Here is a 12,510-nt window from a genome sequence, read left to right as displayed (position 1 = left end):
TTCCCTGCCGGGAGCGCGTATTTAAGGACAACACGAAAGGGTTTTACTATGTCAGAACAAAACAGCACCGAAATGACCTTCCAGATCCAGCGTATCTATACCAAAGATATCTCTTTTGAAGCGCCGAACGCGCCGCAAGTTTTCCAGAAAGACTGGCAGCCGGAAGTTAAACTTGATCTGGATACCGCCTCCACCCAGCTGGCTGAAGGCGTTTATGAAGTGGTGCTGCGTGTAACCGTGACCGCTGCGCTGGGCGAAGAGACCGCGTTCCTCTGCGAAGTACAGCAGGGCGGTATTTTCTCCATCGACGGCATTGAAGGCACCCAGATGGCGCACTGCCTTGGCGCATACTGCCCGAACATTCTGTTCCCGTACGCGCGCGAGTGCATCACCAGCCTGGTTTCCCGCGGTACCTTCCCGCAACTTAACCTTGCGCCAGTGAACTTCGATGCGCTGTTTATGAACTATCTGCAGCAGCAGGCTGGCGAAGGTGCTGAACAACATCAGGATGCCTGATGAACGCACTTAATGCTGCAATGACTGTGATCGGTGCCGGCTCTTACGGCACCGCTCTTGCCATCACCCTGGCAAGAAATGGCCACCACGTTGTGCTCTGGGGCCATGACCCGAAACATATCGCGACGCTGCAACACGATCGCTGCAACGCCGCGTTCCTTCCCGATGTGCCTTTCCCGGATACGCTGCATCTTGAAAGCGACCTGGCCACCGCCCTGGCCGCCAGCCGCGATATTCTGGTGGTGGTGCCAAGCCATGTGTTTGGTCAGGTGTTACGCCAGATTAAACCGCTGATGCGTCCTGACGCGCGTCTGGTATGGGCGACCAAAGGTCTCGAGGCTGAAACCGGTCGTCTGCTGCAGGACGTGGCGCGTGAAGCGCTGGGTGATGATATCCCGCTGGCGGTGATCTCCGGGCCAACCTTCGCCAAAGAGCTGGCCGCCGGCCTGCCGACGGCGATTTCGCTGGCGGCGACGGATCCGCAGTTTGCCGAGGATCTGCAGCACCTGCTGCACTGCGGCAAGAGCTTCCGCGTCTACATCAATCCGGACTTTATCGGCGTCCAGCTCGGCGGCGCGGTGAAAAACGTCATCGCCATCGGGGCGGGGATGTCGGACGGCATCGGCTTCGGCGCCAATGCGCGGACGGCGCTGATTACCCGTGGCCTGGTGGAAATGTCTCGCCTTGGCGCGGCGCTGGGCGCCGACCCGGAAACCTTTATGGGCATGGCCGGCCTCGGTGACCTGGTGCTCACCTGCACCGACAACCAGTCCCGTAACCGTCGCTTCGGCATGATGCTTGGCCAGGGGATGGACGTGCAAAGCGCCCAGGAAAAGATTGGCCAGGTGGTTGAAGGCTACCGCAATACCAAGGAAGTTCGCGTTCTGGCACAGCGTTTAGGTGTCGAAATGCCAATAACCGAGGAAATTTATCAGGTATTGTATTGCGGAAAAATTGCGCGCGAGGCAGCATTGACCTTATTGGGTCGCGCCCGCAAGGACGAGCGCAGCAGCAATTAGCTTTCCTTTGTCACCTGAATGACCCTGCCAGCGCAGAACTGGCAGGTCATTACCATATCGCCTGGAGTATGCAATGCCGTGTGAAGAACTGGATATCGTCTGGAATAATATTAAAGCCGAAGCCCGGGCTCTGGCGGACTGTGAGCCAATGCTCGCCAGTTTTTACCACGCAACGCTACTCAAGCATGAAAATCTGGGCAGCGCGCTGAGCTATATGCTGGCCAACAAGCTGGCTTCCCCGATTATGCCGGCTATCGCCATTCGCGAAGTGGTGGAAGAAGCCTACGCCGCCGACCCGGAAATGATCGCCTCGGCGGCCTGCGATATTCAGGCGGTGCGCACGCGTGACCCGGCGGTGGATAAATACTCGACGCCGTTGCTCTATCTGAAGGGTTTCCATGCCCTGCAGGCCTATCGTATCGGCCACTGGCTGTGGACTCAGGGCCGGCGTGCGCTGGCGATTTTCCTGCAAAACCAGGTGTCCGTCTCTTTCCAGGTGGATATCCACCCGGCGGCGAAAATCGGCCGCGGGATTATGCTCGACCACGCCACCGGTATTGTGGTCGGTGAAACGGCGGTGATTGAGGATGACGTCTCTATTCTGCAGTCGGTCACCCTTGGCGGTACTGGTAAAACCAGCGGCGACCGTCACCCGAAAATTCGCGAAGGCGTGATGATTGGCGCCGGGGCGAAAATCCTCGGCAATATCGAAGTCGGGCGTGGGGCGAAGATTGGCGCCGGTTCGGTGGTATTGCAGCCGGTTCCGCCGCACACCACCGCCGCAGGCGTGCCGGCGCGTATCGTCGGCAAGCCGGAGAGCGACAAGCCGGCGATGGATATGGATCAGCATTTCAACGGCATCCACCACACTTTCGAGTACGGCGACGGGATTTAACGTCTTGCCCGGCGGCGCTGCGCTTACCGGGCCTACGATCTCTCCCCGCCCAGCATGTCGCCCGGATAAGGCGCGGTGCGCCGCCATCCGGGAAGGGGTCAGTTAGCTGCGCAGCACGGCGCCTGGATACCCCAGCTGCCGCCAGGCCTCGTACACCACCACCGACACCGCGTTTGACAGGTTCATGCTGCGGCTGTCCGGCATCATCGGAATCCGAATTTTCTGCTCCGGCGGCAGGGCATCAAGGATGCTGGCCGGCAGACCGCGGGTTTCCGGACCAAACATCAAGAAATCGCCATCCTGATAGCTCACCGCGCTGTGCGCCGGCGTACCTTTGGTGGTCAGGGCGAACAGACGCTGCGGCTGCGCGCTGGCGATAAACGCCGCGTAATCGGCGTGGCGCTGCACGGCGGTGAACTCGTGATAGTCCAGTCCGGCGCGTCTCAGGCGCTTATCGTCCCAGGTGAAGCCCATGGGCTCAATGATATGCAGACTGAAGCCCGTGTTGGCGCACAGGCGGATAATATTCCCGGTGTTCGGCGGGATCTCTGGTTCGAATAACACGATGTTCAGCATACTGCCCCCTTAATTGCGGGGGGCAGAATAGCAGATATTTGGTCAACCCTCACCCCGGCCCTCTCCCTGAGGGTGAGGGCCGGGGGAGAGCAAAACGGCGCAGCTTATGCCGCGTTATGCTGCTTCAGCGCATCGAAGGTCTGCAGCGCCTCCGCGTTCTGCACCAGCGAATCACGGCTAATGTCCGCGATGGTTTTTGCGCCGGTCAGGGTCATCGCCACCTTCATCTCTTTCTCGATCAGATTCAGCAGATTCGCCACCCCCTGCTTGCCGTGGGTCGCCAGGGCGTACAGGTAAGCGCGGCCCAGCAGTACGCTGTCGGCGCCCAGGGCGATCATTCGCACGACGTCGAGACCGTTGCGGATGCCGCTGTCGGCGAGAATGGTAATGTCGCCTTTCACCGCGTCGGCAATCGCCGGCAGGGCGCGGGCGGAGGAGAGCACGCCGTCAAGCTGGCGGCCGCCGTGGTTGGAGACCACAATGCCGTCGGCGCCGAAGCGCACCGCGTCGCGGGCGTCCTCCGGGTCGAGGATCCCTTTGATCACCATCGGTCCGTCCCAGAAATCACGGATCCACTCGAGGTCTTTCCATGAAATCGACGGATCGAAGTTATTCGCCAGCCAGCCGATGTAATCCTCCAGGCCGGTCGGCTGGCCGAGATAGGCGGAGATATTCCCCAGATCGTGCGGACGGCCGTTGAGGCCAACGTCCCATGCCCACTGCGGATGGGTGACCGCCTGCCAGTAGCGGCGCAGGGCGGCGTTCGGGCCGCTCATGCCGGAATGGGCGTCGCGGTAGCGGGCGCCGGGAGTCGGCATATCGACGGTAAAGACCAGCGTTGAACAACCCGCCGCCTTCGCGCGCTCTAGCGCATTACGCATAAAGCCGCGGTCGCGCAGAACATACAGCTGGAACCACATCGGCCGCTTGATGGTCGGGGCGACCTCTTCGATCGGACAGACGGAAACGGTGGAGAGGGTAAACGGAATGCCTTTGTCATCCGCTGCGCCGGCGGCCTGCACTTCGCCGCGGCGGGCGTACATTCCGCACAGCCCCACCGGCGCCAGCGCCGTCGGCATCGCCAGCTTCTCGTTGAAGAGGGTGGTCTCGAGGCTCAGGTCCGACATATTGCGCAGAATACGCTGGCGCAGCGCCACGTCGGAAAGGTCCTCGACGTTGCGGCGCAGGGTATGTTCGGCGTAAGCCCCGCCGTCGATATAGTGGAACAGGAACGGCGGCAGGATACGCTGGGCGGCGGCGCGATAGTCGCTGGCGGCGGAAATAATCATCACGAATTCTCCCTGGAATTATCAATAGCATCGCCGGGCAGGCGGGTAATTCGCGCCTGGCGGGCCTGGTCTTCATCAAAACGTTTAATGGTGGCGTGGACAAAACCTAAGTGGGCCATCATCGCCTGGCGCGCCGCCTCGGCGTCGCCGGCGACAATCGCCTCCATGACGGCCTGGTGCTGTTCGGTCAGGCGGGCAAAAACCGGCGGCACCAGATACATCCGCTGACGGCTCTGCTTGACGGAGGAGTGCAGCAGGTCGAAAAAGCCGCGCATGGTTTGCAGGAGCACCACGTTATGCGAGGCTTCGGCGATGGCCAGATGAAAGCGGACGTCCGCCTGCGAGGCGATATCCGGGTCTTCGCTCTGGGTCGCTTCAAAGCACAGGCGAATTTTTTCTTTATCGGCGTCGGTGGCCCGCATCGCCGCGTGCCACGCGGTGCTGGCTTCGATGGCGTGGCGGGCCTCGAGGATGTCGAAGCTGTAGTCAGGGTCATCGGCCAGCAGCGTCTTCAGCGGCTGGACGATGTTTTGCTCCGACCACGGCTCATGCTGGAAGCGGACGAAAGTGCCGCCGCCGCGACGGCTCAGCAGCACCCCTTCATTGACCAGCATCGCCAGCGCTTCGCGCAGGGAATTGCGCGAGACGCCGAGCTGAGCGGCGAGCTGGCGCTCGGCGGGCAGTCGCATGCCCGCCTCCAGCTGTTGTTCTTCAATCAGCGCCCGGACGCGACGCGCCACGTCGTCGGCCAGGCGTTTAGGCATCACTATCACGGTATCATCCAGGTTAAAACGTAGGCCTGCAGCGTAGTGATCAGGCCCACCATGCAGGTGAAGATCAGGCTGTGTTTGACGGTAAAGCGGAACAGATCCGACTCTTTACCCACCAGGCCTACCGCGGCGCAGGCGATGGCGATCGACTGCGGGGAAATCATCTTGCCGGTGACGCCGCCGGTGGTATTGGCCGCGACCAGCAGGATATCGGAGACGCCAATCTGCTGCGCCGCCGTTGCCTGCAGCGCGGCGAACAGGGCGTTAGACGAGGTGTCCGAACCGGTCAGGAATACCCCCAGCCAGCCCAGGAACGGCGAGAAGAAGGTAAACGCGTGGCCGGTATGGGCCAGCGCCAGGGCCAGGGTCGACGACAGCCCGGAGTAGTTGGAGATAAAGGCGAACGCCAGCACCATGCCGATAGAGTAGATCGGCAGCGCCAGGTCCTTCAGCGTTCCGGCGAAGGTGGTCAGCGCGTCTTTCGGCTTCATGCGCAGCCAGACGATGGACAGCAGGGCGGCGAACAGAATGGCGGTGCCGGTTGCCGACAGCCAGTCAAACTTATAGATGGCGGCGTAAGGCGTCGCGGCGCTGACCACCGGCGGCATGCGGGCGACCATTTTGTCGAGGAACGGCACCGAAATATTGATGACGAAGTCATACATCGCGCCGCCCGGTGCGAACAGCGCTTTGAACGGCGGCACGCTCCACAGGGTCACGGTGGCGGTCAGGAACAGGAACGGCGACCAGGCGCGGATCACTTGTCCCGCGGTGTAGCGCGTGCGGGCCAGCGTCATATCCACCTGCGAGGCGCCGATATCGCCAAAGCGGAAGATGCGCACCGGCTGCCAGCGTTTGAGGAACAGGGTCAGGCAGACCAGGGAGACCAGCGATGAGATGATGTCCGGCAGCTCCGGGCCAAGGAAGTTAGAGCTGAGGTACTGGGCGATAGCAAACGAGCCGCCTGCTACCATCACCGCCGGCCAGGTCTCTTTGATGCCCCGCCAGCCGTCCATAATCGCCATGATCCAGAACAGCACGATAATGGTCAGGAACGGCAGCTGGCGGCCCACCATCTGGCCGATGGCGAAGCTGTCGATACCGGTCACCTGACCGGCCACCAGGATCGGGATGCCCATCGCGCCGAAGGCCACCGGCGCGGTGTTGACGATCAGGCACAGGCCTGCGGCATACAGCGGGTTAAACCCGAGGCCGACCAGCAGCGCCGCGGTAATCGCCACCGGCGCGCCAAATCCCGCCGCCCCTTCGAGAAAGGCGCCGAACGAGAAGCCGACGATCAGCATCTGCAGGCGCTGGTCAGGCGTAATCGACAGGATCGACGAGCGGATAATGTCGAACTGTCCGGTCTTCACCGAGATTTTATAGACGAAGACTGCGGCAATAATAATCCAGGCGATGGGCCACAGTCCGTAGAAGAAGCCATACACCACCGAGGCCAGGGCGCGGTCCACCGGCATTTTATAGAACAGCAATGCGACGGCCAGGGCGATCGCAACGGTCCAGGTAGCGGCGAGATAGCCTTTCAGTTTGAGCTTTATCAGCGCAAAAAAGAAAAACAGAATCGGTAGCGATGCGATAAGACTGGATAACCAGATATTACCGGCGGGATCGTAGTTTTGTTGCCAGAGATTCATGCAGGGTCTCCATCGGGCCGCCAGGACGGGTGGGCTGAGTCTGCGCTCTTTGCCGACCCGTCGTAGGTAAAATTGGCCCGGCCAATTAGGGATAGCAGGGTTGATGACAACGAATGGTTAACCAGATGTTACTCTTAGGCAACGGGTTTGTGATGTATTTTGATGGATTTGTGAACTGCCGGGGGTAGATAAAATTATTGGTTGGACCAATCGGCCGGGCAGGGAACGAAAAAGGGGGGGTAGGACAGAATAACCCTCTCCGAACGGAGAGGGCTGGGGATCAGAATTCGCTGCGGGCGAAACCGGTCATCTCTTTCAGGCCCATTTCCCGGCCCAGGGCGGTCATCGGATGGACGACCACCAGGCCGCGGACGCTTTTCTTCAGCTTGCCCATATCGGCCTGCTCTTTTTTGGTAATCGCGCGGCGGAACGGCAGGCTCATCAGCTTCTGCGCCTCTTTGCTCAGCTTCTGGCTCTGGACGGAACGCAGACGTTCAATCTCCGTTTCCAGAGTGGCTTTTTCTTTCTCCAGCTCCGCGTATTTATCGGCAGCTTCCACCAGCGACAGCTCGGCCTGCTGGTGGCGGATGGCGTCGAGACGATCGCTCAGACGTTTGATTTCATTCTTTTCGACTTCTTTCATGGTGATTTGATCTGTTAATAAAGGGGCTTCATTCGCCTATAGTATGTGCCGTGACCGCTATTGTTGATAGCTATTTATCAAAAATTCGCCGTTTATCGCCGTCAGAATACGATACCTTAATCTGCTAATAATTTGAATTTTATAATTATTACTTCCGATACCCGCGCTAATTTCATTTCTGTGAAGCCTGTCGGCAGATAAGCACGTTTTCCTTAACCCACGCCGGTGAATTGGCTAATGCTTAATCAGATTATTCCCAAAAGGAGGACGTGATGGCAAAGATCGGCGACGGCGTACCACGTTTAATCGACAAAGCGGTTGATTTTATGGCTTCCAGTCAGGCGTTTATGGAGTATTTGAAAAAGTCTCCGCGGCTGCAGCATGTACCGCGAGATATCCCTCAGGATAAGGAAGCGTTGTTTCTGCAGCGTCTGGAATATTATCGTCAGCTTTACCGGCCGACCTGCGACCAGACGGAGCCGGAATCAGAGCGTTGATTTCTGGAAGGCTTTTTTTAAGCTGATTCGTGAAATCAGCTCAGTCAGGGACAACACCATCGTTGAACGCACCATCTGCTGGTAACGCAGTTTCTGCATTGCCAGCAGTTCGGCGTCGCTGTCATCAAACTGCGGCGTTGGCGGCAGGGCGGCGACGCAGTGCAGTTCGCCGAACGGACCGATAATTTCGTCGTCGGTAAAGCTGTACTCATTGCCGTCGTGATTAAGCTCTTCGCGCAGGGCCATCAGCAGCTCGGCGTCTTCATATTCGGCACGACTTATCACCCCAAGGCCATAAATCAGCTTCAGGCGTACTGAGAGATCGCCGAGCGGCCCGCTGCCCTCCAGCAAGGGCTCGACGGCGTATTTCACCGCGTAGTCGTCTTTACGGAACACCTGAAGCACCAGAATATTGACCGCTTCCGTTAACAGCTCGACGGTGGCGATCAGGAAGCTTCGTACGGTTTTGCCAGCATTCAGACGCTCAAGCACACGGTTTTCAAATGCTTGTGTTTCTTCCATCATTGCCTGCATATCTGACAGGAGTCGTAATGGGCGCGACGTCGGCCGCGCCAGGTTGTGCATCATTTTACCGCGTTGTAGTCGTTAACGGCCTCCGCGACGACATCGCTTGCCGCGTCAAGGCCGGAAATCTGCGCCAGCGCGGCCTGCGGCCCTTTGTCGGCGATCAGTGTCGCCAGCTCCTGCGCCTGCGGATCGTCTTCGCTACGGAAATGCATCGCCGCCGCAATCCCTTTCACCAGATTGCGGTGCGGCAGGCCGTATTCCAGCGTACCCAGCAGCGGCTTAATTAAACGGTCGCCGGCGCTCAGTTTGCGCAGCGGCTGACGGCCTACGCGCTCGACATCGTCTTTCAGGTACGGGTTCTCGAAACGGCCAAGAATTTTCTGGATATAAGCCGCGTGCTTCTGCGGGTCAAAGGCGTAGCGTTTGATCAACACCGCGCCGCTCTCCTCCATCGCGCCCTGCACGACGGCCCGAATTTTCTCGTCGAGGATCGCGTCGCGAATCGTCTGGTGGCCCGCCAGTTTTCCGAGGTAGGCGGTTATAGCATGCCCGGTGTTTAAGGTGAAGAGCTTGCGTTCGACAAATGCCATCAGGTTATCAGTTAATTCCATTCCCGGGATGGTCGGCAGTTCGCCCTTGAACTGGGTTTTATCGACGATCCATTCGCTGAAGGTTTCCACGGTGACTTCCAGCGGGTCATGGGTAGCGGACGCCGATGGCGGCACAATACGGTCAACGGCGGAGTCGACGAAGCCGATATGGGTTTCCACCCACGCTTTATCTTCCTCCGCCAGAGCGTTAAATACGTGGCCTTTTAACTGCGTGGTGCCGCGCACCATGTTTTCGCAGGCGATAATGTTCAGCGGGCGTTCAGTGCCCTGCGCCTTGCGCTTCGCCAGCCCTTTGGCGATGGCCGGGGCGATGCGCTCAAGAACGACGGGACCGACGGCGGTGGTCACCAGGTCGACGCTGGCGATCAACTCCACTACCTCGTCGCCAATGCTGCTGACGGCATTCACGCCGGAGACGGTATCCACCTGCTCATTTTCGCCAACGACGTGAACCTGGTAGCTATGACGGGCATTCAGGGCATCAAGTACGGTCTGATTGACATCGGCAAACGTCAGGTCGATGCCCGCGTCAGCCAGCAGTTTACCGATAAAGCCACGTCCGATATTACCTGCGCCAAAATGTAATGCTTTCATAGTATTAACCTTCAATTAATGTTTTTACCTGAGAGGGTTGGGGTGAGGCTTTTTCCCTCACCCCAACCCTCTCCCAAAGGAGAGGGTTGGATAGCGCTGATTATTTATTCAGCAGCGCCAGTACGTCGTCGACGCTGGTGGTTTTCGCCAGGCGCTCAATCACCGTTTCGTCATCCAGCGCGTTGGTCAGGCTGGTAATCACCTGAATGTGCTCGTTGTTGCGGGCGGCGATGCCGATCACCAGGCGGGCAACATCGTCTTCATCTTCCCCAAAGCGCACCCCTTCCGGGTACTGGCAGAAGACGACGCCGGTTTTCAGCACGCGGTCTTTCGCTTCGATGGTGCCGTGCGGCACCGCGATGGACTCGCCGAGATAGGTCGAGGTCAGTTTTTCGCGGTCCAGCATCGCCTGCACATATTCCGGCTCGACGTAGCCGCCTTTCACCAGCTGCTCGCCGGCGAAGCGAATGGCTTCTTCTTTGGTGGCCGCTTTGCGACCGAGGAAGATGTTATCCGCACCCAGCTTGAACAGGTTTTTGTCCGTATCATCAAAGCTGTCTTTCAGGCTATCGGTGACTTTGACTTCGTTGTCGATGTGGCGCTGGGCCGCCACCAGACGCTCGGTCAGGCTGGTGTACAGACCGCTGTCGAGGAAGTTGGTCAGCGAAATATGCTGCGCCTGCGGTACCTGGCGCATGGCGCGCTCGGTCAGGTCTCGGTGGGTGATCACCAGGTCAACATCCGGCGGCAGATTATTGATGGCGCTGTTGGTGACCGAGATGTTGCTCAGGCCGGCATCCTGCACTTTCTTGCGCAGTACCCCGGCGCCCATGGCACTGGAGCCCATCCCGGCGTCGCAGGCGACGATGATTTTACGCACATGGCTCAGGTCGTTGGTGACATTGCCAGCCGCCAGCGGGTTGGCGCCTTTGGATTCCGCTTTCATGTCATGCATACGACGGGTCGCGGCTTCGATATCGTCTTCTTCTTTGACTTTGCTGGTCTTGAGCAGAACCGCAGAGACGACGAAGGAGACCGCCATCGCGGCGATAATGGCTGCGATGTTCGCGAAGTAGGCCCCTTTCGGCGTCATCGCCAGCACCGCCAGGATAGAGCCCGGGGAAGCCGGAGAGACCAGACCGCCGTTGAGGATGGTCAGGGTGAAGACACCGGTCATCCCGCCGAGGATAACGGCCAGGATCAGACGTGGGTTCATCAGCACGTACGGGAAGTAGATTTCATGGATACCCCCCAGGAAGTGGATGATAGCCGCCCCGCCTGCAGACTGTTTAGCGCTGCCGCGGCCAAAGAACATGTACGCCAGCAGAACGCCCATCCCCGGACCCGGGTTAGCTTCAATCAGGAAGAAGATGGATTTACCCAGCTCGTGGGACTGCTGAATACCCAGCGGCGAGAAGATACCGTGGTTGATGGCGTTATTGAGGAACAGGATTTTTGCCGGTTCGACGAAGATAGACGCCAGCGGCAGCATGTCGTGCGCCACCATGAAGTTAACGCCAGCCGCCAGAATTTTCGACAGAACTTCTACCGCCGGGCCGATGCCGAGGAAGGCGAGAATGGCGAGGATCATCCCGATGATGCCGGCGGAGAAGTTATTCACCAGCATTTCAAAACCGGATTTGATCTTACCGTCTACCCAGTTATCGAATTTCTTGATGCAGTAGCCGCCCAGCGGGCCGGCGATCATGGAGCCGAGGAACATCGGCATATCCGCGCCGACGATAACGCCCATGGTGGTGATCGCCCCGACCACGCCGCCACGTTCGCCGCCGACTAATTTACCGCCGGTGTAACCGATCAGCAGCGGCAGCAGGTAGGTGATCATCGGACCGACCAGCTTCGCCAGCGTTTCGTTTGGCAACCACCCTGTCGGAATGAAAAGCGCGGTGATGATACCCCACGCGATAAACGCGCCGATATTCGGCATCACCATATTGCTGAGAAAACGACCAAAGCTTTGCACTTTGATCTTGATATCGGATGACATAAAACACCCCTTCTTCTGTTTTGCGTATCGCGCAGGCTAAAAGCCCGAGGTTTGTTGTTAATGTGGCGGCAGAGGTAGCCGGGCCCTGATTGATAGTGCGAAATCTGGCACTGAATCGTTTAGCTGTCCAGCCAGCGCCCTTAAGTGTGAGTTAGATCACATGAATATAGGGGGCGGAGCGGGTTTTGTAGTGATTGCGATCACATAATGGCTGTGTAAAAAAACAACAGGCCGCCGTTTTTGCCGCTAATCTGCGTTTTTGTGTGATATTTGTCACAATTTTGTTTCGTGTTTTTGTTGTTTGTTTGTGATTTTGATCACAAAGAATTTCACGGTGGATTTTTGCCGCTGTGATCTCGGCCCGGTTTTGCGGCCAGGGCGAGGCGGCGCTGTAACTAAGCAACCATGTTTGTTAAATAACTTTTTTCCGCCGGATGGCAAAAATGAAAGGGGTGAATTATGCTCAAATCAGCGGTCCGGATATCAGTGGGCCGTGATTAAAATTCATATAAATTATTAGCGTAAAGCCGAGGGAATTATGTTTCTCAATTATTTTGCGCTGGGCGTTCTGATCTTCGTTTTTCTGGTCATTTTTTATGGGATTATCATTATTCACGATATTCCTTATTTAATTGCCAAAAAACGCAACCACCCCCATTCCGATGCTATTCATGTCGCCGGATGGGTCAGTCTTTTTACGCTCCACGTCATCTGGCCGTTTTTATGGATATGGGCCACGCTGTACCGGCCTGAGCGCGGTTGGGGCATGCAGCATAAGGCGAATACGGACCCCGACGAACCTGAAAAAGAGACGGATATACAACAGCTTCGCCAACGACTGAGCGACCTTGAACATCAGGTGGCGGCCATCCAGCGGCCACAGTCCACCGCTGCGGCGGAGAAATAAAC

At 58.2% G+C, this 12,510-nt stretch carries 13 protein-coding genes; 5 read left to right on the top strand and 8 right to left on the bottom strand.

Features of this window, described 5'->3' with window-relative positions; genetic code table 11:
- The first annotated feature begins 48 nt into the window (after positions 1–48).
- From secB to cysE, 3 genes are all read left to right on the top strand, one after another.
- Positions 49–516 (top strand): protein-export chaperone SecB, encoded by a 468-nt coding sequence (gene secB, locus AC6CWS_RS02845; RefSeq protein WP_002922428.1) that lies wholly within the window; start codon positions 49–51, stop codon positions 514–516.
- Positions 516–1,535 carry an NAD(P)H-dependent glycerol-3-phosphate dehydrogenase gene (gpsA, locus tag AC6CWS_RS02840; RefSeq protein WP_004205045.1) on the top strand — a complete coding sequence of 340 codons (1,020 nt, stop codon included), beginning with the start codon at positions 516–518 and terminating at the stop codon, positions 1,533–1,535. Before secB ends, gpsA begins: the two co-directional genes overlap by 1 nt.
- A gap of 73 nt (positions 1,536–1,608) precedes the next feature.
- Positions 1,609–2,430 (top strand): serine O-acetyltransferase, encoded by an 822-nt coding sequence (cysE, locus tag AC6CWS_RS02835; RefSeq protein ID WP_002922426.1) that lies wholly within the window; start codon positions 1,609–1,611, stop codon positions 2,428–2,430.
- A gap of 102 nt (positions 2,431–2,532) precedes the next feature.
- Here cysE and trmL read toward each other — a convergent pair whose 3' ends face one another.
- The 5 genes from trmL to AC6CWS_RS02810 all read right to left on the bottom strand — a co-directional run bounded on the left by trmL (position 2,533) and on the right by AC6CWS_RS02810 (position 7,363).
- A complete protein-coding gene (gene trmL, locus AC6CWS_RS02830; RefSeq protein WP_023291348.1) occupies positions 2,533–3,006 on the bottom strand; it encodes a tRNA (uridine(34)/cytosine(34)/5-carboxymethylaminomethyluridine(34)-2'-O)-methyltransferase TrmL in 474 nt (157 codons plus the stop codon).
- 104 nt (positions 3,007–3,110) lie between these two features.
- Entirely contained in the window at positions 3,111–4,295 is a 1,185-nt protein-coding gene (gene lldD, locus AC6CWS_RS02825) for an FMN-dependent L-lactate dehydrogenase LldD (protein WP_004205042.1), read from the bottom strand.
- Positions 4,295–5,068 carry a transcriptional regulator LldR gene (gene lldR / locus AC6CWS_RS02820; protein WP_004205041.1) on the bottom strand — a complete coding sequence of 258 codons (774 nt, stop codon included), beginning with the start codon at positions 5,066–5,068 and terminating at the stop codon, positions 4,295–4,297. The genes lldD and lldR overlap by 1 nt, the downstream gene beginning before the upstream one ends.
- Positions 5,065–6,720: an L-lactate permease gene (gene lldP / locus AC6CWS_RS02815; RefSeq protein ID WP_044525040.1), complete on the bottom strand. Its 1,656-nt coding sequence runs from the start codon at positions 6,718–6,720 to the stop codon at positions 5,065–5,067. The genes lldR and lldP overlap by 4 nt, the downstream gene beginning before the upstream one ends.
- Positions 6,721–7,000: 280 nt before the next feature.
- Positions 7,001–7,363 carry a YibL family ribosome-associated protein gene (locus AC6CWS_RS02810; protein ID WP_002922410.1) on the bottom strand — a complete coding sequence of 121 codons (363 nt, stop codon included), beginning with the start codon at positions 7,361–7,363 and terminating at the stop codon, positions 7,001–7,003.
- A 272-nt stretch (positions 7,364–7,635) separates the two neighbouring features.
- Between AC6CWS_RS02810 and AC6CWS_RS02805 the strand changes: the two genes are divergently transcribed.
- Positions 7,636–7,860: a hypothetical protein gene (locus tag AC6CWS_RS02805; protein WP_002922402.1), complete on the top strand. Its 225-nt coding sequence runs from the start codon at positions 7,636–7,638 to the stop codon at positions 7,858–7,860.
- Here AC6CWS_RS02805 and mtlR read toward each other — a convergent pair.
- The 3 genes from mtlR to mtlA all read right to left on the bottom strand — a co-directional run bounded on the left by mtlR (position 7,849) and on the right by mtlA (position 11,601).
- Entirely contained in the window at positions 7,849–8,445 is a 597-nt protein-coding gene (mtlR, locus tag AC6CWS_RS02800) for a mannitol operon repressor MtlR (RefSeq protein ID WP_002922401.1), read from the bottom strand. The genes AC6CWS_RS02805 and mtlR overlap by 12 nt on opposite strands.
- A complete protein-coding gene (mtlD, locus tag AC6CWS_RS02795; RefSeq protein WP_023291346.1) occupies positions 8,445–9,593 on the bottom strand; it encodes a mannitol-1-phosphate 5-dehydrogenase in 1,149 nt (382 codons plus the stop codon). Before mtlD ends, mtlR begins: the two co-directional genes overlap by 1 nt.
- A gap of 100 nt (positions 9,594–9,693) precedes the next feature.
- Positions 9,694–11,601 carry a PTS mannitol transporter subunit IICBA gene (gene mtlA / locus AC6CWS_RS02790; RefSeq protein ID WP_023291345.1) on the bottom strand — a complete coding sequence of 636 codons (1,908 nt, stop codon included), beginning with the start codon at positions 11,599–11,601 and terminating at the stop codon, positions 9,694–9,696.
- A gap of 538 nt (positions 11,602–12,139) precedes the next feature.
- Here mtlA and AC6CWS_RS02785 point away from each other — a divergent pair.
- On the top strand, positions 12,140–12,508 hold the full coding sequence (locus tag AC6CWS_RS02785; RefSeq protein ID WP_023291344.1) for a DUF3302 domain-containing protein: 369 nt from the start codon (positions 12,140–12,142) through the stop codon (positions 12,506–12,508).
- The last annotated feature ends 2 nt before the right edge of the window (positions 12,509–12,510 follow it).

This window comes from Klebsiella sp. M041, from assembly GCF_059759695.1.
The sequence above is the reverse complement of the archived record's forward strand: the minus strand, read 5'-3'. Positions and strand labels throughout refer to the sequence as shown.